At 68.1% G+C, this 21,141-nt stretch carries 21 protein-coding genes; 8 read left to right on the forward strand and 13 right to left on the reverse strand.

The window, feature by feature from the left end:
- The first annotated feature begins 12 nt into the window (after window positions 1–12).
- Genes KPL74_00455 through KPL74_00465 form a run of 3 tightly spaced genes read left to right on the forward strand, consistent with a single transcriptional unit; the run spans window position 13 to window position 3,247 of the window.
- Window positions 13–822 (forward strand): DUF4198 domain-containing protein, encoded by an 810-nt coding sequence (locus tag KPL74_00455; GenBank protein QWT20498.1) that lies wholly within the window; start codon window positions 13–15, stop codon window positions 820–822.
- The gene (locus KPL74_00460; protein ID QWT20499.1) at window positions 822–1,865 is read left to right on the forward strand and encodes an FAD:protein FMN transferase; all 1,044 of its coding nucleotides are present in this window, start codon (window positions 822–824) and stop codon (window positions 1,863–1,865) included. Before KPL74_00455 ends, KPL74_00460 begins: the two co-directional genes overlap by 1 nt.
- Window positions 1,862–3,247: a sulfite reductase subunit alpha gene (locus tag KPL74_00465; GenBank protein ID QWT20500.1), complete on the forward strand. Its 1,386-nt coding sequence runs from the start codon at window positions 1,862–1,864 to the stop codon at window positions 3,245–3,247. Before KPL74_00460 ends, KPL74_00465 begins: the two co-directional genes overlap by 4 nt.
- Window positions 3,248–3,282: 35 nt before the next feature.
- On the opposite strand, the gene KPL74_00470 is transcribed toward KPL74_00465, so the two are convergent.
- The 4 genes from KPL74_00470 to KPL74_00485 all read right to left on the reverse strand — a co-directional run bounded on the left by KPL74_00470 (window position 3,283) and on the right by KPL74_00485 (window position 6,845).
- Window positions 3,283–3,948 carry an HAD-IA family hydrolase gene (locus KPL74_00470; GenBank protein QWT20501.1) on the reverse strand — a complete coding sequence of 222 codons (666 nt, stop codon included), beginning with the start codon at window positions 3,946–3,948 and terminating at the stop codon, window positions 3,283–3,285.
- Window positions 3,949–4,021: 73 nt separating this feature from the next.
- Complete coding sequence (locus KPL74_00475) at window positions 4,022–5,917, reverse strand: M56 family metallopeptidase (GenBank protein ID QWT20502.1); 1,896 nt, start codon at window positions 5,915–5,917, stop codon at window positions 4,022–4,024.
- A 1-nt stretch (window position 5,918) separates the two neighbouring features.
- Window positions 5,919–6,305 (reverse strand): BlaI/MecI/CopY family transcriptional regulator, encoded by a 387-nt coding sequence (locus tag KPL74_00480; GenBank protein QWT20503.1) that lies wholly within the window; start codon window positions 6,303–6,305, stop codon window positions 5,919–5,921.
- Window positions 6,306–6,449: 144 nt separating this feature from the next.
- On the reverse strand, window positions 6,450–6,845 hold the full coding sequence (locus KPL74_00485; GenBank protein QWT20504.1) for an HU family DNA-binding protein: 396 nt from the start codon (window positions 6,843–6,845) through the stop codon (window positions 6,450–6,452).
- A 245-nt stretch (window positions 6,846–7,090) separates the two neighbouring features.
- Here KPL74_00485 and moaA point away from each other — a divergent pair, with 245 nt between their 5' ends.
- The 5 genes from moaA to KPL74_00510 are packed head-to-tail and all read left to right on the forward strand — an operon-like array spanning window position 7,091 to window position 10,952.
- Entirely contained in the window at window positions 7,091–8,065 is a 975-nt protein-coding gene (gene moaA / locus KPL74_00490; protein QWT20505.1) for a GTP 3',8-cyclase MoaA, read from the forward strand.
- Between the two features lie 19 nt (window positions 8,066–8,084).
- The gene (locus tag KPL74_00495) at window positions 8,085–8,336 is read left to right on the forward strand and encodes a MoaD/ThiS family protein (protein ID QWT20506.1); all 252 of its coding nucleotides are present in this window, start codon (window positions 8,085–8,087) and stop codon (window positions 8,334–8,336) included.
- Between the two features lie 3 nt (window positions 8,337–8,339).
- Window positions 8,340–8,825: a molybdenum cofactor biosynthesis protein MoaE gene (locus KPL74_00500; protein QWT20507.1), complete on the forward strand. Its 486-nt coding sequence runs from the start codon at window positions 8,340–8,342 to the stop codon at window positions 8,823–8,825.
- Complete coding sequence (gene moaCB, locus KPL74_00505; GenBank protein QWT20508.1) at window positions 8,822–9,760, forward strand: bifunctional molybdenum cofactor biosynthesis protein MoaC/MoaB; 939 nt, start codon at window positions 8,822–8,824, stop codon at window positions 9,758–9,760. The genes KPL74_00500 and moaCB overlap by 4 nt, the downstream gene beginning before the upstream one ends.
- Before the next feature lies 1 nt (window position 9,761).
- Window positions 9,762–10,952 carry a molybdopterin molybdotransferase MoeA gene (locus KPL74_00510; protein QWT20509.1) on the forward strand — a complete coding sequence of 397 codons (1,191 nt, stop codon included), beginning with the start codon at window positions 9,762–9,764 and terminating at the stop codon, window positions 10,950–10,952.
- 67 nt (window positions 10,953–11,019) lie between these two features.
- Here KPL74_00510 and KPL74_00515 read toward each other — a convergent pair whose 3' ends face one another.
- From KPL74_00515 to KPL74_00555, 9 genes are all read right to left on the reverse strand, one after another.
- A complete protein-coding gene (locus tag KPL74_00515; protein ID QWT20510.1) occupies window positions 11,020–11,385 on the reverse strand; it encodes a hypothetical protein in 366 nt (121 codons plus the stop codon).
- Between the two features lie 215 nt (window positions 11,386–11,600).
- Entirely contained in the window at window positions 11,601–12,254 is a 654-nt protein-coding gene (rnhB, locus tag KPL74_00520) for a ribonuclease HII (GenBank protein ID QWT20511.1), read from the reverse strand.
- 10 nt (window positions 12,255–12,264) lie between these two features.
- Complete coding sequence (lpxB, locus tag KPL74_00525) at window positions 12,265–13,473, reverse strand: lipid-A-disaccharide synthase (GenBank protein ID QWT20512.1); 1,209 nt, start codon at window positions 13,471–13,473, stop codon at window positions 12,265–12,267.
- 5 nt (window positions 13,474–13,478) lie between these two features.
- Window positions 13,479–14,252, reverse strand: a complete 774-nt coding sequence (gene lpxA, locus KPL74_00530; protein QWT20513.1) for an acyl-ACP--UDP-N-acetylglucosamine O-acyltransferase — start codon at window positions 14,250–14,252, stop codon at window positions 13,479–13,481.
- The gene (fabZ, locus tag KPL74_00535) at window positions 14,249–14,722 is read right to left on the reverse strand and encodes a 3-hydroxyacyl-ACP dehydratase FabZ (GenBank protein ID QWT20514.1); all 474 of its coding nucleotides are present in this window, start codon (window positions 14,720–14,722) and stop codon (window positions 14,249–14,251) included. Before fabZ ends, lpxA begins: the two co-directional genes overlap by 4 nt.
- Window positions 14,719–15,747 carry a UDP-3-O-(3-hydroxymyristoyl)glucosamine N-acyltransferase gene (gene lpxD, locus KPL74_00540; GenBank protein QWT20515.1) on the reverse strand — a complete coding sequence of 343 codons (1,029 nt, stop codon included), beginning with the start codon at window positions 15,745–15,747 and terminating at the stop codon, window positions 14,719–14,721. The genes fabZ and lpxD overlap by 4 nt, the downstream gene beginning before the upstream one ends.
- A gap of 186 nt (window positions 15,748–15,933) precedes the next feature.
- Window positions 15,934–18,378 carry an outer membrane protein assembly factor BamA gene (gene bamA, locus KPL74_00545; protein QWT20516.1) on the reverse strand — a complete coding sequence of 815 codons (2,445 nt, stop codon included), beginning with the start codon at window positions 18,376–18,378 and terminating at the stop codon, window positions 15,934–15,936.
- Window positions 18,379–18,563: 185 nt separating this feature from the next.
- Window positions 18,564–19,910, reverse strand: coding sequence for an RIP metalloprotease RseP (gene rseP / locus KPL74_00550; GenBank protein ID QWT20517.1), 1,347 nt, complete (start codon window positions 19,908–19,910; stop codon window positions 18,564–18,566).
- Between the two features lie 44 nt (window positions 19,911–19,954).
- Window positions 19,955–21,139, reverse strand: a complete 1,185-nt coding sequence (locus KPL74_00555; GenBank protein ID QWT20518.1) for a 1-deoxy-D-xylulose-5-phosphate reductoisomerase — start codon at window positions 21,137–21,139, stop codon at window positions 19,955–19,957.
- Window positions 21,140–21,141 lie beyond the last annotated feature (2 nt).

Here is a 21,141-nt window from a genome sequence, read left to right on the forward strand (position 1 = left end):
CCGGAGCCTCCCATGAAGCACACGCTTGCCTGCGCCGCGCTCACCGCCGCGCTGATCCTTCCGTTCGCCGCGCAGGCGCACAAGATGTGGATGGTGCCCTCGTCCACCGTGGTCTCCAGCGACGATGCCTGGGTGACCGTGGATGCGGCCGTGTCCAACGATCTTTACTATCCGGACCACTTCCCGGCGCAGCTCGACCAGCTGGTGATCACCGCGCCGGACGGCAGCCAGGTGAAGCCGGAAAACCCGTGGACCGGCAAGTACCGCAGCGCGTTCGACCTGCCGGTGCCGCAGAAGGGCACCTACCGCATCGCGCTGGTGAACCAGGGCCTGTTCGCGAACTATGAGCAGGACGGCAAGAAGAAGCGCTGGCGCGGTACGTCGGCCGAGCTGAAGACGGCGATCCCCGCCGACGCGAAGAACGTGCAGGTAAGCGAGATGGCCTCGCGCGTCGAGACCTTCGTCACCCAGGGCAAGCCGGGTGGCGCGGCGCTGAAGCCGACCGGCAAGGGCCTGGAGCTCGTGCCGGTGACCCAGCCGAACGACCTGGTCACCGGGGAGAAGGCGACGTTCCAGCTGCTGCTCGACGGCAAGCCGGCCGGCAACCTGAAGGTCACCGCGATCGACGGCGCCACGCGCTATCGCAACGCGCAGGACGAGATGGATACCCAGACCGACAAGGATGGCAAGTTCAGTTTCACCTTTGCCACGCCGGGCATGTACTGGGTGAACGCCAGCACGGTAGACGACAAGACCTCGGCGAAGGAAGCGAAGCAGCGTCGCATCGCCTACACCGCCACGCTCGAAGTGCTGCCGCAGTGATGAGCCTGCCACGTGGATGCCGTCGCGGGGGCGTCCTGCTCCTGTTGCTGTGCCTCGTCACGTTCGCCGCCACGGCGACCGACGTGCGTCGGTTCGAAGGCGAGACGATGGGCACCACGTGGTCGGTCAATGCGGTGCTCCCGCCGAAGGTGGAAGACGCCGCGGTCGAACGAGGCATCCAGGCCGAAGTCGATCGCGTCGTCGCGCAGATGAGCACCTACGAAGCGGACTCGGACCTCAGCCGGTTCAACCGTGCGCCGGCCGGTACCTGGCAAGTGTTGCCGCCCGAGTTCTACACGGTGCTGCGCTACGCGTTATCGCTGGCACGGGATTCGGGCGGCGCGTATGACCCGACCGTGGGGCCACTGGTGAACCTGTGGGGCTTCGGCCCGGACAAGCGTCCGCACGATGCCCCGGATGCCAACGCGATCGCGGCGGCGAAGGCACGTGTAGGCTGGGCGCGGGTGACGCTCGACGATGCGGGGCATCGCGCGTTCCAGCCGGGTGGTGTCTACGTGGATCTGTCGTCCGTCGCCAAGGGCTTCGGCGTGGACCAGGTCGCGCGCTTCCTCGATCGCGCGGGTGTGCACGACTACCTCGTCGAGATCGGCGGCGAATTGCGCGCGCATGGCCGCAAGCCGGACGGCACGCCGTGGCACGTCGGCATCGAGACCCCGGGCGCGGCATCGGGCGCGGTCGACAATGTCGACGAGATCGGCCGGATTGTCTCGCTGCGCGACCAGGCGATCGCCACCTCCGGCGATTACCGCCACTTCTTCGAAACGGGTGGGAAGTTCTATTCCCACCACATCGACCCGCGCACCGGTTATCCGGTGACGCATACCGTCGCCTCGGTCAGCATCATCGCCGACGATTGCATGCATGCCGATTCGCTCGGCACGACGATGACGGTGCTTGGGCCAGACGAAGGCATGGCTTACGCGAAGCGCCACGGCGTGGCCGTGTTGTTCGTGCTGTATGCCGGCGACGGCAGGTTCGAGCAACGCATGTCGCCCGCGTTCGCCGCAGCGATGAAGCCGTGATCGACGCGGGCCTGTTCGACGCTGGCGGGATCCAGCTGGGCTCGCCCATCCGGCTCGCCGTGGCGGCGGGTGCGGTGATTGGCTGGGGCGCGTGGACGGCCGTCGTGGCGCGCCCACGCAAGGGCGCCGCCGATGCGGCCCGCCACGAGGGTAGCGTGCTCGTGGTCCACGCGTCGCAGACCGGCTTCGCCACCGAACTGGCCGAACGCACCGCCCAACTGATCCGTGACGGCGGCACGCCCGCCGACCTGCGCGGCATCGCGTCGCTCACGCTGCACGACCTTGCCTCCGCCTCGCGCGTGTTGTTCATCGCGAGCACCACGGGCGAAGGCGATGCGCCGGACGATGCCACGCGGTTCCAGCGCGAGGTGATGCGCGCGGGCGCCGACCTGCACGGGCTCAGCTACGCGGTGCTCGCGCTGGGCGATCGCGACTACGAAGACTTCTGCGCGTTTGGCCGTGAGCTGGACCGCTGGTTGCGCGAACACGGGGCCACGCCGTGGTTCGATCGGGTGGACGTCGACAATGGCGACGAAGGCGCATTGCGCCACTGGCAGGGCCAGGTCAGCGCGTTGACCGGCGCACCGGAGCAGCCCGACTGGTCGCGTCCGGCGTACCAGCCGTGGCGCCTGGCGGAGCGGCGTTTGCTGAATCCCGGTAGCGCGGGTGGCCCCTGTTTCCATATCGCCCTCGTGCCCAGCGAGCCGGCGTGGCTCGCGTGGGACGCGGGCGACGTGGTCGAGATCGGCCCGCGGCGTGCGCGCGGCGACGAGGCCTTGTTGCCGCATCGCGAATACTCGATCGCGTCCGTGCCGGGCGACGGTGCCTTGCACCTCGTCGTCCGCCAGCAGCGCCACGCCGACGGATCGCTCGGCCCGGGTTCGGGCTGGCTGACCGCGCTGGCAGAGCAGGGCGACACGATCGACCTGCGCGTGCGCCGCAACGCGTCCTTCCATGCGCCGGCCGATGCGCGTCCAATGTTGCTGGTCGGCAACGGCACCGGCATCGCCGGCTTGCGCGCTTTGCTGAAGACCCGGATCGCGCGCGGGCATCGGCGTAACTGGCTGTTGTTCGGCGAGCGGCATGAACGCGTCGACCGGCTGCATGTCGACGAACTGGAAGACTGGCGCGACGACGGCGGAATCGAACGGCTGGACCTCGCCTGGTCGCGCGAAGCCCAGGGCCCGCGTTACGTGCAGGACCGCCTCCGGGTGGCGGCGGATGCCGTGCGCCGCTTCGTCGACGAGGGTGCGAGCGTTTACGTGTGCGGCGGCCTCGCCGGCATGGCGCCGGGCGTGGATGCAGCGCTTCGCGAGATCCTCGGCGACCGTGGCGTGGAAGACCTCGCGGCGGCCGGGCGTTACCGCCGCGACGTCTACTGACGCGGCCGGGCACGTGCCGGCACGTGCTGGGTTCGCTAGACGACGCGCAGGCGCAGCTTGTCGTCGTGGATCCCGTCGTAACGCAGCGCGGTGAGATCGGTGACCCATGCGACGCCCGGCGGGATCTCGCTGGGATGATCGCCGGCGATGGCGATGACACGCGAGCCGGCGGCCAGCCCCGCATCGATGCCGGCTTTCGCGTCCTCGAACACGAAGCAGTCGGACGCGCTCGCTCCCATGCGCTCCGCGCCGAGCAGGTAGCCTTCCGGGTGCGGCTTGCCGAGCGTCACGATCTCGCCGGTGACCATCTTCGGCGGCGGGACGATGCCGGCCGCACCGAGGCGCGCCTTCGCCAGCACGGTGTCGGCCGAGGTGACGATGGTCCAGCGGTCGGCGGGCAGCGATGCGAGGAGTTCCAGCGCGCCCGGGATCGGCACGATGCCATCGACGTCTTCCACTTCTTCGCGATAGAGCCGCTGGTAGACCGCGTCGACGTCCATGCCCTTCGGGGTGAGTTCCTTCACCGAGTCGTACATGCGCACGCCATGCAGGCGGGGTAGCACGTAGCCCCAGTCGAGGCCGACTTCGTCGCACCAGCGCTTCCAGATTTTTTCGACGACGACGCGCGAATCGATCAGCGTGCCGTCCATGTCGAAGAGCAGGGCCCGTGCATCGAGCACCTGGCCGGGTTGGAGCTGCATGTTGCCTCCGGGGATCGTGAGGGGGCCGCGTTGCGCGGCAAGCCCCTCACGATACCGGAGCACGGGCGTGGCGTCAGTCCGCGCGCACCAGTGCGTTCTTCTTCATCGCCTCGGCGAGCACGGCGGCGACCTTCTCGTTCGCCTTGCGTGCTCTCTCCGCCTGGGCCTGGCCCCACTCGGCTTCGGTGCGACCCTGCATGGCGCGTTCGCGGGCGACTTCACCCATCTGCCGGCCCACCTCGGCCTGTTCGCGGCCGATCGCGGCCTGGCCCTGGCTGTACGCGGCATCGTCGCGCGGGTGGCTCGGATCGGCGGCGCGCGTGGCGAGCTCGCCCTGGCGTTCGGCCAGCTTGTTCATCTTCGCTTCGAGCATCGCCTGGCGCTGGTCGAGTTCGGCTTCACGCTTCGGATCCATGCGCGGTTCCGGCGCGGCGTCCTTGAAGCCATCCTGGTAGATGGCGCGGATGCGTGCGAGGTAGGCCGGGTCGCGCAGCACCCAACGGCCGTCGTTGTTGGTGATGCTGATGTAACCGTTGCGCTCGCTGATCGATTCGAAGCGCGACGGGCCGTGGTCGTCCACCGTGAGGATGTCGGTGCCGTGCACGATGGGTGGCGCGGGCGGAGCCGGCGGGGCTTTCGGCGGTGCCGGCGGCGGGGGCGGTGCCGGCAGGCGCGTGGTGATCATCGGTGCGGGGGCAGCGGGCGCGGCGGGCGCGGCGGGCGCCGCCGGAGCGGCCGGTGTCGGCGGTGCTGGCGGTGCCGGCACGCCGTACATCGCGACGGCGGGCGCACTGCCGACACCCTTCTTGTCGACGATCACGGCGACGGCCGGTGCCGCGGGTGCGGGCGCGGCGGCCACCGCGGCTCGTGCGGCTGGCGTCAGCGATGCCGCGTGGACAGGCTTCGCCGCCGGCGATGCCTTGTCGACGATGACCGGCGTGTCGGCCTGCGCGGTGGTCGGTGCGCTCATCGGCGTGGCGACCTGCTGGTCGGCGGCGACGACGCGCCAGGGCAGGGCTGCGGCAACCGCGAGCGATGCGACGAGAAGCGTGGTGATGATGCGCGGACGGGCGTCCTGGGACTGGCCAAGCATGTCGAGTCTCCGTTTCAGGATGCGGAAGGTGGGGGAGGCACCGGGCAGGGCGTGGTGCGGATGGGGCATGACGCCGAGGCGCAGCAGGAGGCGGCCATAGGCGCCAGCCGCAAGCTGGCCACGGTCGACCGCCAGCGCGTCACACGCGGCTTCGCGGCACACGGCGTATTCGCGCACGGCGACGTGGGCCACGGGATGGAAAAAGAACAGGGTGCGGGCCAGTGCCGGGATGCCGCCGAGCAGCAGGTCGCCGCGGCGCACGTGGGCCAGCTCGTGCATCAGCGCCATCTCGCGCTCGTCGTCGGCAAGGCTGTCGTCGAGCGGAAGCAGGATGGTCGGGCGGAGCAGGCCGACGACCTGCGGCGAGTCGACTTCGGCGGACACAGCGAGGCGCGGCGAACGCGCGAGGCCGAGGGCGCGGGCACGCTGTGCGCACAGCGTTTCCAGGCGCACGTCGTCGTGCGGCATGGCACGCGCCACGATGTCCGACAGCCGACGCCAGCGCACGATGCCGATCGCCAGCTGCACGACGACCAGCGTGCCCCATGCGACAAGCAACGCGGCGGGCCACGACCACGCCCACGTGTCGGCGGGCAGGCCGGCATCCGCAGGAACGAAGGTGGTCGCGGAAGGCAGCCCGGCGGCGACGGTCGCAGTGGCCGGCGCGGCGGCCGGCAGCAGTGGTAGCCGGATCGTGCCCGGCACGAAGAACACCGCGATCATCTGCGCGGCGACCAGCCACCACAACCACGAGCGGGTCGACGCGCTGAGCGAGCGCACGCTGCGGCAGAGCACCCAGACCACGGCGGCGAAGGCCAGCGCCTGCAGCGAGGCGGCGCCCAGGCGGTTCACGAAGGTATCGACGAAGGTATCCATCTCAACGCCCCTTGCGCTTCGACTGCAACTGGCCGACCAGGGCTTCCAGTTCGGCCAGTTCGTTGTCGCTGACCTGGCCGCGTTCGGCCATCCATGCGACGAACGGCGAGACGGAGCCTTGCAGCGTGCGCTCGACGAAACGGGCGACGGCACCGGTCATCACTTCGCCGGCTTCGCCGGTGGCGCTGTAGCGGAAGGCGCCGTCGGCCTTGCGGCGGGTGAGGTAACCCTTCGCCCGCAGGCGTTCCATCATGGTCAGCACGGTGGAGCGGGCCAGGCCACGCGCTTCGCCGTAGGCGGCGCACACCTCGGCCACCGAACTCTTCGGCGTTTCCTCGATGTGCTGGAGCAGCGCCAGTTCCTGGTCGCCGATCGTCTTCCTGCTCATGCCACGCTCCTGACTACAGATGTAGGCAGGATGCGCCTGACTACAGTTGTCGTCAATAGCGCGGGGCGAAAAAAAACCCCTGCCGAATGGCAGGGGTCTTTCGGGTACCTCGTCGAACGCGGCGGGGTGAGCCGCCGCGAAAGATCAGGCAGCCGCGTCCTTGAGCTTCTTGAGCGGACGGACCTTGACCTTGACCGAGGCGGGCTTGGCGGCGAACCAGCGCTCTTCACCCGTGAACGGATCCTTGCCCTTGCGCTTCGGCTTGGCAGCCACGGCAACGGAGGTGATCTTCAGCAGGCCCGGCAGCGTGAACGTGCCAGCGCCCTTCTTGTGGACCGACGCGTTGATGGCGCCTTCGAGCGAGGCCAGGACGGCCTTCACGCTCTTCGAGTCCACGCCGCTCTGCTCGACGATGTGCGAGACCAGCGACGACTTCGACAACGGATCCTTGATCGGCTTGAGCGCTGCAGGCGCCTTCGCAGCCTTGGCGGGAGCCTTGGAAGCAGCCTTCTTCGCCGCCGTTTTTTTGGTAGTGGCCATGATATTCCTTGTCACTTTGATCGAATGAGGCGGCCCTGAAGGCCGGTGCCCAGCGGGCGACTCACTCTAGCGTTGCTTTGGTCCGCTGAAAATAGGGTCCGCGAAGTTTTTTCGTCCCAGATGCACCTTTTTTTCAGGGGCCGCGTGACGCGCTGCGGAAAAACCCCTTCCTCCAAGGCGGTAACCTTCGAACTCTGGCACGATGTTCCCACTCGCCTAACGCGCCCTGTGGTTACCCTAGGCCCATGCCTTCCCTGATCGACAACCATGGCCGTACCAAGCGGAAATTGCGGATCTCGCTGACGGATCGCTGCAACTTTCGCTGTACGTATTGCATGCCGGAGCAGCCCGACTGGTTGCCCCGGGCAAGCCTGCTGTCGCGTGACGAGATCGTGCGGCTGGCTGGCCTGTTCGTCGACCAGGGCATCACCCAGGTGCGTCTCACCGGCGGCGAACCCTTGCTGCGCCGCGACCTGCTGGAGTGCGTGCGTGGCATCGCCGCGCTGCGCGAACGCGGGCTGGCGCGCCTGTCGATGACCACCAACGCGTCGCGCATCGCCCCGCTGGCAGCCGCGCTGGTCGAGGCCGGCATCGATGACTTCAACGTGAGCCTCGATGCCGTCGACGCGACGGTTTTCCGCCACCTCACCAAACGCGAGGTGGCCCCGGTGCTCGACGGCATCCACGCGCTGCTCGATGCCGGTGCGAACGTGAAGCTCAACGCCGTCGTGGTGCGTGGCGACAATGACAGCGAAGTCGTGCCGCTGCTCGAGTGGGCGATGGCGCGGAACCTGCCCCTGCGCTTCATCGAATACATGCCGCTGGACGCGCCCGGCCACTGGCGTCGCGACGCGGTGTTCAGCGAGGCGGAAATGCTTTCGGCGATCGCGGCAAGCCACCACGTCGAAGCCCTGCCGCGGCATAGCGATCCGGCGACCCCTTACCAGGTCGACGGCCAGTATCCGCTGGGCATCATTTCCACCGTGTCCAATCCGTTCTGCAGCAGCTGCGACCGGCTGCGCCTGACCGCCACGGGCGAGCTGTTCACCTGCCTGTTCTCGCCGGTGGGCACGCCGCTGGGCGCGCGGATGCGCGGAGGCGACGATGACGACACGCTCACCGTGGCCGTGCGACGCGCGGTGTGGCTGAAAGAAGCCGGCTACGCCGCCCAGCCCGGGCCGGTCGAGCGGCCCATCACCATGCACGCCATGGGCGGCTGACCCTTTCCGAGAGACCCGAATGACCCCGATCGTCTTTGAATTCTTTGCCAGCCTGGAGCGGCTTGCGGGCACGCGCGAACAGCGCATCGACGCTGCAGGCGACCTGCACACCATCGGCGACGCGGTGGGCCTGCTCGCCCGCCAGCGGCCTGAACTGGCGAGCGCGCTGGAACGCTGCGCCTGCGTGTCCGGCGACACCATCGTGCGCCGCGCCGACCCGCTGCCCGCCGACGGGCGGATCGCGCTGTTGCCGCCCGTCGCAGGAGGCTGAGTCATGCCGGCCGATGTCCTGTCGCAGCAACCCATCGCCGTCGAGCCCTTGCTCGAACTCGATCGTCATCCCGAATGCGGCGGCATGGCCCTGTTCGTCGGTACGGTTCGCGACCATCATGAAGGCCGTGCCGTGAAGCACCTGGCCTACACCGCGCACGAGCCACTGGCCGCGAAGGTGATCCGCGAAGTGGAAGAGGAGACGCGGCGTCGCTTCGGCGTGCCCTACGTGCGCATCGTGCACCGCCTGGGCGACCTGTCGATCGGCGACGTTGCGATCGTCTGCGTGGTCCGCGCGCCGCACCGGGCCGAGGCGTTCGACGCCTGCCGCCATGCGGTGGACGCCGTGAAACACACGGCGCCGATCTGGAAGGAAGAGTTCTACGCGGACGGGACCAGTGCCTTCGTCGAAGGCTGTTGCATCCGCGACGACCTGGACGAGACCGCTGCGCGCCCCCATCGCCATCACTCGCACACGAGCCACGGATGAAAGACGTCAGCCAGAAGCCTGATTCCAAACGCATCGCCCGGGCCACCGCGACCCTGCATGCACCGGCGCATTGCATCGCGCTGCTGCGCAGTGGCGAGACCGAAAAAGGCGATCCGCTGAAGACGGCGCGGGTGGCCGGCATCCTTGCCGCCAAGCGCACCGATGAACTGATCCCGTTGTGCCATCCGTTGCCGATCTACCGTGCCGACATCACCTACGAGCTGGCCGACACGGCCGTCCGGGTGATCGCCGAAGTGGAAACCATCGGGCCGACCGGCGTCGAGATGGAAGCGCTGACCGCGGCGAGCCTTGCCGCGCTGACGCTCTACGACATGCTCAAGCCCTATGCCGAGCCGGACGAGCTGCACATCGAAGACTGCCGGCTGGAACGCAAGCTTGGCGGCAAGTCGCACTACCGCCGTACGCTGGCCCAGCCGCGCAGCGCCGCCGTGGTGGTGCTGTCGGACACGGTCGCCAGCGGCGCCAAGCCCGACACCGCTGGCGCATGGGTGCGCGACGCGCTGGAAACGGCGGGGTTCGCGCCGATCGAATACACCGTGCTGCCGGACGACGCCCATGTGCTCGGTAACGCGTTGCGCACGCTGCGCGACCGCGCCGTGGAACTGGTGATCACCGTCGGCGGCACCGGCCTCGGCCCGCGCGACATCACCGTCGACACGGTGAAGCCGCTGCTCGACGTCGAGATCCCCGGCATCATGGAAACGGCGCGGGCGTTCGGCCAGCAGCGCATGCCGTTCGCCATGCTCTCGCGCGGCGTGGCGGGCTACGCGGGGCAGACCCTGATCCTGACCTTCCCGGGTAGCCGCGGCGGCGCGAGCGAGTCGCTCACGGCCACGCTGCCCGGCCTGGTCCACCTGCTGGAGACCGGCCGCACCGGCGGCAAGCATCCCGGCGGTTACGGCGAGGCTGGCTGAGATGGCCTTGCTGCCGCTTGCCGAGGCATTCGCGAGCTATCGACGCAGCGTGGCGCCGATCGGCACCCAGCGCGTGGCCGTCGAGCTGGCGCTCGGAGCGGTGCTGGCGGAGACACCACGGGCGCGCATCGCGCTGCCGCGCTTCACCCAGAGTGCGCTCGACGGTTATGCGATCCGCAGCGCCGACGGCGACGCCGCTCGCGTGCTGGTGGGCAGCATCGCGGCGGGCGAACCGTCGAGCATCGCGCTAGGCGCGGGCGAAGCCATGCGTATCCTCACCGGCGGCATGCTTCCCGACGGCGCGGACAGCATCGCCCGGCAGGAAATCGTCGAGCGGGTCGGCGACACCATCGTCATCGGCGCGCCGGTGCCACACGGCGAAGGCGTCCGCCACGAAGGTGAGGAATTGTCGGCGGGCACGCCGATCGCGCAGGCTGGCCAGCGCGTCACCGCCGGCATCCTCGCGGCGCTCGCGATGGCAGGCATCGATGTGGTCGAGGTGCATCGGCGCCCGCGCGTGGCCGTGCTGGTCACGGGTGACGAGGTGGTCCGGGTGGGAGAGCCGCTGGCACCGGGCAAGGTCTACGACGCTAACGGCCCGCTCCTGCGTGCGTGGTTCGTCGAACAGGGGTACGGCGAGCCCGTGGTCGCCTACGTCGCGGACGACGAAGCCGCGCTGGAAGAGGCGATGAGTGCCGCACTGGATAGCGCCGATCTGGTGGTCACCAGCGGCGGGGTATCGGTGGGTGATCGTGATTTCGTGCCGCTCGTGGCCGACCGGCTGGGCGTGCGCAAGGTGTTCTGGAAAGTGGCGCAGAAACCCGGCAAACCACTGTGGTTTGGCACCCGCGACGGCAAGGCGCTGCTGGGGATGCCCGGCAATCCGGCGGCGGTGCTGGTCTGCCTCGCGGTGCATGCACGCGCGGTGCTTGGCCACCTGGAAGGCGAAACGGCCGAACACCCTGCGTGGCGCCAAGGCGTGCTGGCAGGCGAGGTCGACGCCGACAACGAACGCGACCGCCTCGTGCGCATGCGCCTCGACCAGGGCGATGCGGTGTCGCGGCTGGCGCTGCTGCCGCGACAGGACTCACACATGCTGAGCAACCTCGCCTCGGCACATGCCCTGGTCTGGTTGCCCTCGCAGGCCACGCCGTTCGCCCCCGGCGACCGCGTGGCCTGGATTCCGATCTAGTGAGCGTAACGAGTACAGCGAGCCAGCCCTGACTCGATACCCGGTACCCGCTACGCTCTTGCAGCCCTTACCAGGCCTTCACATCCGACACGACGACCGTGTAGTCCGACATGTCTGGCGTGTAACGGAACAGACGGCCGAGGTCGAAGTCGACGCCCTTGCCCGGTTCGATGTTGGAGGTGCCAGCCGGCCAGCCCTGCTTGCTGGCGATGACCTTGCCCGAGGCGTCCTTCGCGTCGATGCGGATCTGCGCGGCGGCGGCTTCGGTGCACTTGTTGACGAGGTTGCCCTTCATGCTGAAGCGCGGCTGGCCCGAGCCCTGCTGGAGCTTCACGGCGAACCCGTCGATGGCGAAATCCTTGGCGGCGCAAGCGGCCTGCGCGGACAGCGGGGCGGCGAGCATCAGCGCGGCGGCGATGGCGATCTTCTTCATGGTGTTCCCTGTTTCGATGGCTTATGACGACGCCCGTGGGGGCGTTAGCAGGGCTATCGGCCAGGTCGGCGGGGACTTTAGCCGGAAATGTGTTGGGTTGGGGGCGTCGCGTGGTCGCACGGGGAAAGGGCATCGCGCGCAGGCGCGCTCCTACAGGGGGTGTTCGTGCGGGGCAGCGTGGTCGCGAGGGGCGGGCGTTGCGGGGGGGCGGGGGGTTACAGGGCGGGGGCGAAGAGGTCGGCGATGGGTTCGCCGATGCCCTGGGGTTCGAACCAGCGTTTGACGGGGGCGAAGCTGCGACGGTGAGCGTCGCAGGGGCCGAGGCGTTCAAGGGCATCGAGATGCTCGGGCACGCCATAGCCCTTGTGCTTCGCGAAGCCGTAGCCGGGATGCCGCGCGTCGAGTTCGCGCATGTGCCGGTCGCGGCTGACCTTGGCCAGGATCGATGCGGCGCTGATCGCCGGTTCCGTCGCGTCGCCGCCGATCACCGCCTGGCCCGTGCAGGGCAGGGTGCGTGGCAGGCGATCGCCGTCGACCAGCGCCATCGTCGGTGCCAGCGACAGGCCGAGCAGGGCGCGGGTCATCCCGCTCATCGTGGCCTGGAAGATGTTGATCCGGTCGATTTCTTCACGCTCGACGAAGACCACCGCCCAGGCCAGCGCGCGTTCCACGATGCGGCCATAGAGCTTCTCGCGGGTCGCTTCGTCGAGCTGCTTGGAATCGTTCAGCCCGCGGATCACCCGCGCCGGGTCGAGGATCACCGCGGCGACCACCACCGGACCGGCGAGCGGCCCGCGGCCAGCCTCGTCCACGCCGGCGACGATGAGGTCCGGGCTGAGCTGGCGGGTCACGTTGGACTTGCTAGGCATGCGCCGCAGCCTACGGCGCGCGCTGGCCAGCGGGCAAGGCTGGCACGCCGACGAAATCGGTGATGGCGTCGGCCGCATGGTCGGCGGCATGGCCTTCCAGTCCACCACGCAGTTCCTGGTGCAGGAACTCGAAGGCGGCCACGATGGCGCCGCGGCGTTCGCTGTCACCCAGCAATGCGAGCGTCGCGGTGGCGAGGTTGTCGGCCGTGCAGTCGTCCTGCATGAATTCGGGGACGATCAGCGCGCGACCCAGTCCGCAGGCGCGGGCGAGGATGTTCGGCAGGCTGTAGACGTCGGTCTTCAGCATGCGCAGGGCCTTGGCGATGCGGTAGCTGGTCGGCGACACGCGGTAGCCGACCACCATCGGGCGCTTCGCCAGCATCGCTTCCAGCGTCGCCGTGCCCGACGCCAGCAGCACGACGTCGGCGGCAAGCATGGCCTCGTGCGAGCGACCGTCGATGAGCAGGGGCGGCGTGCCCGGGAACCCAGCCAGCAGCTCGGCCAGGCGTGCATGCACCCGTTCGTTCGCGGCGGGCACCACGATGCGCAGGTTGGGCATGGCCTCGGCCACGCGGCGCGCCGCGTCGATGAAGATCGCGCCGATGCGTTCGATTTCGCTGGGCCTGCTACCGGGCAGCACGGCCAGCACCGGCGCATCGTGGGCCAGTCCCAGTGCGTCGCGTGCACCGGCGCGGTCGGAGACCATCGGGAAGGTATCGGCGAGCGGGTGGCCAACGAAACGGGCGTCGACGCCATGTTTCGCGTAGATCGGCGGCTCCATCGGAAACAGGCACAGCACGCGTTCGGCTGACTCGCCGATTTTCGCCGCGCGCTTCTCGCGCCACGCCCACACGGACGGGCTGACGTAGTGCACCGTGCGCAGGCCAGCCGCTTTCAGCTTGCGTTCGACGCCAAGGTTGAAATCCGGGGCGTCGATGCCGATGGTGACGTCCGGCCGCGTCTCGAGCAGGCGCCCGACCAGTGCCTTGCGCAGCGTCAGCAGGCGCGGCAGGTGCTTCACCACTTCGGCAAAGCCCATCACCGACAGCTCGCGGATGTCGAACCACGATTCGAAACCACGGGCGACCATGCGCCGGCCGCCAATGCCAATGAACCGGGCATCGGGGTAACGGGCGCGCAGGGCATCGATCAGGTCGGCACCGAGCTGGTCGCCGGAATCTTCACCGGCGATCAGCGCGATGGTGGGGGAGGTCGCCACGGCCGTCACCGCGCGAGCGAGCGCTCGCTGCGATCGAGGAACTCCAGCATCTGGCGTACGTCGTCGCTGGTTTCCGCCTGGGCGACCAGTTGTTCGCGTGCTTCGGCCAGCGGCAGGCCACCCATGTACAGCGTGCGGTAAGCGCGCTTTATGGCGGCGATGCGGCTGGTTTCGAAGCCGCGTCGCTTCAGGCCTTCGCTGTTGATGCCACGCGGCCGGCCGCGGGTCTCGTTGGCCATCATGACGAACGGCGGCACGTCGGAACCGACCAGGCAGCCCATGCCGATGAACGCATGCGCGCCCACCTTGCAGAACTGGTGCACGCCGGAATAGCCGGACATGATCGTCCAGTCGCCGATCTCGGCATGGCCGGCCAGCGCCGAATAATTCGAGAACACCACGTGGTTGCCGACCTGGCAGTCGTGCGCGATGTGCACGTAGGCGAGCAGCCAGTTGTCGTTGCCCACGCGGGTGATGCCGCCACCATCGCCGGTGCCGCGGTTGATCGTGACGAATTCACGGATCAGGTTGCGGTCGCCGATCACGACTTCGCTGCGCTCGCCCTGCCATTTCTTGTCCTGCGGCGGACCGCCGATGGAGGCGAACTGCAGGATGCGATTGTCGCGGCCGATGACGGTCGGGCCTTCGATCACGACGTGCGGACCGATGCTCGTGCCCTCGCCGACGACAACGTCCGCACCGATGATGCTGTACGCACCGATGCTTACGTTGTCCGCGATCCGCGCGGACGGATCGATCAGCGCGGTCGGGTGGATCATTTGTCGTTCCTTGCGGCGCACATCAGCTCGCAGCACGCGACGACGTGGCCATCGACCGTGGCCTTGGCTTCGAACAGGCCCATGCCGCGGATGAGGCGCTTGAGCGACACGGTCATCACCAGCTGGTCGCCCGGCGATACGACGGCCGAGAAGCGCGCGTTGTCCACCTTGACCAGGTAGAACAGCGGGCTGCCGGCGGCACCGTCCACCTGGCTGGTGATCTGGGTCAGCAGGCCGGCGGTCTGGGCCATGGCTTCGACGATGAGCACGCCCGGCATCACCGGGTGGCCGGGGAAATGACCCTGGAAGAACGGCTCGTTGATCGTGACGTTCTTGATCGCCGTGATCGTCTTGCCGGGGTCGATGTCGGTCACCCGGTCCACCAGCAGGAACGGGTAGCGGTGCGGCAGCAGCCGCTGGATCTGTTCGACTCCCACCGGCAGCGTCACGGCAGCTTTCGTTTCGGTCATTGCCCTTTGTCCTTTTCCAGCGCCGAAAGACGGCGCGCAAACTCGTCAAGATGTTTCATGCGGGCTGCATTGCGCCGCCAGAGGCGATTTTCCTGCAGCGGGGACCCGGACGAATACTCACCCGGTTCACGGATGGATGCCGTGACCAGGCTCTTCGCCGTGATGGTAACCCGGTCGGCCACTTCGAGGTGGCCAAGGATCCCCGCGTTGCCACCGATCAGGCAATACCGGCCGATTTTGGCGCTGCCGGCCACCGCCGAGCAGCCGGCCATGGCCGTGTGCGCGCCGATGTGGACGTTGTGGGCAACCTGGATCTGGTTGTCCAGGCGCACGTCCTCTTCCAGCACGGTGTCTTCCAGCGCGCCGCGGTCGATGGTGGTGTTCGCCCCGATCTCGCAGTCGTCGCCGATCCGCACGCCGCCCAGCTGGGGGAGTTTCACCCAGTGGTCGCGGTCGAAGGCGAGGCCGAAGCCGTCCGAGCCGATCACGGCTCCCGGATGGACCAGGACGCGCTTGCCCAGGGTGACGCGGATGACCAGGGTCACCCGGGCCACCAGCCGCGAGTCAGCGCCGACCACGCAGCCGGGGCCGATCGTGCAATGCGGGCCGAGGATGACGCCTTCCTCGATCACGGCGCCGTCTTCCACCACGCAGCAGGGGCCGACACTGGCCGTCGGGTGCACCCGCGCCGACGGTGCGACCACCGCGCTGGCATGGATGCCGCGCGGTGCGTCGGCCACGCGCTCGAACAGCGCGGCGATCTTCGCGTAGGCGACGTAGGGGTCCTTCGCCACCAGCGCGGCACCGCTGCGCAGGGGCAGGGCGTCGGCGTTCAGCACCACGATGCCGGCCTGGGTCTCGGCCAACTGCGAGGTGTATTTCGGGTTGGAGAGGAACGTGAACTGGGTCGGGGTGGCCGCCGCGAGGGTGCCGACGCCGTCGACCGTGGTCGCCGGGTCGCCGTGGGCTTCGAGGCCGAAGCGCTCGGCCAGGTCGGCGAGGGTGTAGTGGGGGTTGCCGCTCACGGTGGGGGACTCCCAAAAGAGAAGGGGTGGCAAGGTGTTAGCTTGCCACCCCGGGATGGTGTAGGCGTAAAGCGCGAGGGGTGAAGCGGCAGCGAAGGCTCTTGCTGGCGATTTACCGTTTACGCTTTTCCGCTCCGTAGGCTTTCGCGCGCAGGCGCGCTCCTACGGGGTTGCGGTTACGTATCGTTAGAACTGGTTGCCGAAGGTGAACTGGATGCGCTCGACGAAGCGGCTGTCGCCAGCCTGCTTACGGAAGGGCACCGCGAAGTTGATGATCAGCGGGCCGATCGGTGCCTGCCACTGCAGGGACAGGCCGGTGGAGGCGCGCAGGTCGCTGGCGTTGAACGCACCGAAGTTCTGGTACACGTTGCCGACGTCCATGAACCACGACACGCGGGCGGTGTTGACGTCCTTCAGGAACGGCAGCGGCAGGAAGACCTGCGCGGTACCGAGCGTCTTGAAGGCGCCACCGACCGGCTGGCCGTAGCTGTAGTAGCCGCCGTTGCATTCGTTCTTCTTGTTCGGCGTGGAACTGGCGCTGCCACCGTCGCAGAGGCGGGGACCCAGGGTGTTGTCCTGGAAGCCACGTACGTCGCGCACGCCGCCGGCGTAGTAGTTCTCCCAGAACGGGAACGCGACCTTGTCACCCTTGCTGTAGAGCTTGACCGGGTTGCCGCTCGCGTCAACGCGGATCTGGCCCGTGCTCGGGTCGACGTCGTAGCCGTTGTTGTCGTACGTCTGGCCGTAGGTCTTGCCGTAGCCGACCTGGCCATCGAGGTAGAGCACGAAGCCCTTGCCGATCGGCCAGTAGTGGTTGGCTTCGCCGAAGATCTTGTAGTACTGCACGGTGGAGCCCGGCAGTGCGCCCGAAATCGACAGCGACAGCTGGCCGCCGCGGGTCGGTGCCCAGTAGCTGTTCCGGGTGTCGTGGGTGTAACCCAGGCTCGACGTCCACGAGTGGATGGTCTTGTTGCCCAGCGCGTCCTGGTAGGCCACCAGCTGGCGCGGGGTGTACGGCGAGCTGTTGATCAGGTTCGAGCTGATGCCGAGGCTGGTCGACAGCGAGTCGAAGTCGGAGATCGGGATCGACAGGGTCGTCTCGAAGGACTTCGTGCTGTAGGTGTAGTTCGCGAGGTCGGTATCGCCGTAGTCGAGCTTGCTGTAGCTGAGGTTGTAGCCCAGCGCGATGCCCGAGTCGGTGAGGTACGGGTTCACGTAGCTCGCGTTGACGCGCTTGTAATAGGTGCTGGTTTCCGCACCGATCGAGAAGCGGTCACCGGTACCGAGGAAGTTGTTCTGAGAGACCGACGCCGACAGGATGATGCCGGAGTACTGCGAGTAACCGACGCCGAACATCAGCGAACCGGCGGACTGTTCTTCCACCTTCGCGGTCAGGTCGACCTGGTCGACCGTGCCCGGTACCAGCTGCTTGTCGATGTCGACGGTCTTGAAGTAGCCGAGGCGCTGCAGGCGGGTCTTCGAACGGTCGATGGCGCCCTGCGAGTACCACGCGCCTTCGAGCTGGCGCATCTCACGACGCAGCACCTCGTCTTCCGTGCGGGTGTTGCCCTGGAAGACCACGCGACGCACGTACACGCGCTTGCCCGGCTCGATGAACAGGGTGAGATCGGCGGTGCGCTTGTCCTTGTCCAGCTTCGGCACCGGCGTGACCTTCGCGAAGGCGTAGCCGATGTTGGCGAGGATGGCCTTGATCGCGTCGCTGGAGGCTTCGATGGCGGCGCGGTTGAAGGTGTCGCCCTTGTGGATGTAGACCAGCTTGCGCAGGGTGTCTTCCGGCAGGATCAGTTCACCCAGCAGCTTCACGTCGGAGACGGTGTAGACCTCGCCTTCCTTCACGCTGGCGTCCACGTACATGGCGCGCTTGTCCGGGCTGATCGCCACCTGCGTGGAGTCGATGCCGAAGTCGGCGTAGCCGCGGTTCATGTAGTAGTTGCTGAGCTTTTCCAGGTCGCCCGAGAGCTTCTCGCGCGAGTACTGGTCGTCCTTGGAGTACCAGGACAGCCAGTTGGTCGTGTTCGATTCGAAGCCGTCGCGGATGTCCTTGTCGGCAAACGCCTTGTTGCCGATGACGTTGATTTCCTTGATCTTGGCAGCCTTGCCTTCGCGGATTTCGATGTCGATGGCGACGCGGTTGCGATCCAGCTGGGTCACGTGCGGTTCGACCGACACGTTGTACTTGCCGCGGTTGTAGTACTGGCGGATCAGTTCCTGCTGGACGCGGTCGAGCGACAGGCGGTCGAAGGTCTCGCCTTCGGCCAGGCCGATCTCCTTCAGGCCCTTGCGCAGGTCGTCTTCCTTGATGTCCTTGTTGCCACGCAGGGTGAGCTTGGCGATGGCGGGACGCTCGATGACCTTGACGACCAGGATGTCGCCCTGGCGGTCCAGTTCGACATCGCTGAAGAACTTGGTCTGGTAGAGGGCACGAATGGCAGCCTGGGCCTTGTCGTCGCTGAGCGTGTCGCCCTTCTCGACAGGGAGGTAGCTCAGCACCGTGCCCTGCGCGATGCGGGTCAGGCCATCGATACGAATATCGGAAACGACAAACGGCTCGAAGGCAAGCGCATTGGCGGACAAGGAGGCAAGCAAGATCAGGGCGGCGATACGCTTCATCGTCGATTCCAATGGGTTAATTCCAGCCAACGGCGGACGAGGCCGGTGACCGAAGAGGAGCACGTGCCGGACTCATGCCCGGCATCGTCTGGCCTTGGGCGCCGAAGCGTCCTTGGCCGGGGTTGTACGGTTGCGCCCCCTGGGGTGCGCACAGGATCCCGTGCCGCGCGGCGCTAGCGCCGCTATCACGAAACCAGGATTCGCTGGATGTCGTTGAAGAAAGCCAGGCCCATCATCGCGAAGACCATCACCATTCCCACCAGGGTGAAAGCTCTTACGGTCCGTTCGCTGACGGGGCTGCCTTTGATCAACTCAATAAGGTAATACACCAGCTGTCCGCCGTCCAAGATCGGGATCGGCAGCAGGTTGAGGATCGCCAGGCTGAGCGAGACCATGGCGAGGAAGCCAAGGAACCACGCAAAGCCCTGGCTGGCCTGCTGGTTGGCCGCCTGGGCGATGCCAATCACGCTGGACAGGTTCTTGCTGGACGCCTCGCCGGTAATCATCTTGCCGATGAGGTTGTAGGTGGACGCCGCCCCGGACCAGGTGGCGCGCAGCGACTCGCCCATGGCGGCCAGCGGGCCGAAGCGGCGCGTGGCCACCTCGATGGGTGCGGCGGCCACGCCGACGATCCAGCGCGGCGGATTGCCGCCCTCGCTGAGCTGGCGGGCCTTGATGTCGAAGGTGAGCGGCTTGCCGTCGCGCAGGAGGTTGACCTTCAGCACGGGCGACACCGCGGCTTCCTGCACGACCAGCTTGCTGAACGAGCCAAAGGTGTCGACCGGCTTGCCGTTGACGCTGGTGATGCGGTCGCCGGTGCGCACGCCGGCGAGGGCGGCGGGATCGCCAGCCACGACCTCGTGGATCACCGGCGGCGGCGAGGCCGGGGCCAGGCCCAGTTCGTCGAAGCGCTTGCCGATGTCGTCGCCGCTACGCAGGTTCTGCACGGGCAGGACCACGTTGCGCTCGGTGCCGTCGCGGCCCTTCACATGGACCGGCAGCGGGTCGTGGCCAAGCAGGCTGTCCGCCACGATGTTCATCGCATCGCTCATGGTGCTGACCGGCTGGCCATCCACGGCGAGCAGGCGGTCGCCCGGCTGGATGCCGGCGACCGCGGCGGGCGAAGCCGGCGTGGCGCTGATGATCGGCGCCGTATCCGGGCGGCCAACCATGTACATGACCCAGAACGCCAGGATGGTGAACAGCAGGTTGATCGCCGGGCCCGCGGCCGCGATGGCGCTGCGCTTGGCCACCGACTGGGCGTTGAATTCCTGGCCGGCATAGGCCGGGTCGACCTCGCCGTCGTTGCTGTTGAGCATCGCTACATAGCCGCCGATGGGCAGCATGGCGATCCAGTATTCGGTGCCGTCCTTGCCGGTCCACTTCCACAGCGGCGGACCCATGCCGATCGAGAAACGGAGCACACGGACGCCACAGCGACGCGCGACCCAGAAATGGCCGAACTCGTGAAGGGTTACCAGGACGCCAAGCGTCACCAGTAGCCAGAACACGGAACCTAGGAAGGGGCTCATCGGAGGGGCGGGTCTCGGAAAAAAAACGTTTGGGTGGAACGAGTTTAGCAGTAAGCGCGGTGGAGCACGCCCCGGGCGGCCCGCCGGGCGGCGGCATCGCGCTCGACAAGGGTCTGGACATCGACCACGGGAATCGCCGGCAGTTCCTCAAGAACGCGTTCGACGACCTCGGAAATGCCCAGGAAGGGCAGGGTGCCGGCGAGGAAGGCCTCGACGGCCACCTCGTTCGCCGCGTTCAGGATCGCCGTGGCGTCGCCGCCGGCGCGCAGGGCCGCGAACGCGAGCGCGAGGCAGCGGAAGGTCTCGAGGTCGGGTGGCTCGAAGTCCAGCCGCGCGTGCGCGGCCAGGTCGAGCGGGGCTACCCCGGCTTCGATCCGTTCAGGGTAGGCCAGGGCGCAGGCGATGGCCGTGCGCATGTCCGGGTTGCCGAGCTGGGCCAGGACCGACCCGTCGACGTAGTCCACCATGGAGTGGACGAGGCTTTGCGGGTGCACCACCACGTCGATCGCGTCGACCGGGGCGGCGAACAGGTGGTGGGCCTCGATGACCTCCAGGCCCTTGTTCATCAGCGTGGCCGAATCCACCGAGATCTTCCGGCCCATCGACCACTTGGGGTGGGCGCAGGCCTGGTCGGGCGTGATCGTGCCGAGCTCGGCGCGCGTGCGCCCACGGAAAGGGCCGCCCGAGGCGGTCAGGATCAGCCGGCGCACGCCGCTCCGGGCCAGGTCCGGGCGACCGCCGGGCAGGCACTGGAAAATGGCGTTGTGTTCGGAATCGACCGGGATCAGGTCGCCACCGCCGTCGCGCAGGGCCTGCAGCAACAGCTCGCCGCCCATCACGATGGATTCCTTGTTGGCCAGCAGCAGGCGCTTGCCAGCGCGCGCCGCGGCCAGGGTGGACTCCAGCCCCGCGGCACCGACGATCGCGGCCACCACGGTGTCACACAGGGGGCCTGCGGCGGCAGCGGTCACCGCGTCGGCGCCCGAGGCGACCTCGCAGGTGATTCCGGCGGCGGCAAGCCGGCGCGCGAGGTCGGCTTCCATGCTCGGATCGGCGACGATGGCGAGGTCGGGGCGGAAGCGCTCGCAGAGCTTCGCCAGCGCCTCGGTGCCGCGGTTGGCCACCAGCACGCTGGCGCGGAACCGGTCCGGATGCCGGGCGATGACGTCGAGCGTGCTGGTCCCGATCGACCCGGTGGCGCCGAGGACCGCGACCTGGCGGATAGCCATGG

The sequence above is a fragment of the Bacillus sp. NP157 genome, assembly GCA_018889975.1.
Classification (GTDB): Bacteria; Pseudomonadota; Gammaproteobacteria; order Xanthomonadales; family Rhodanobacteraceae; genus Luteibacter.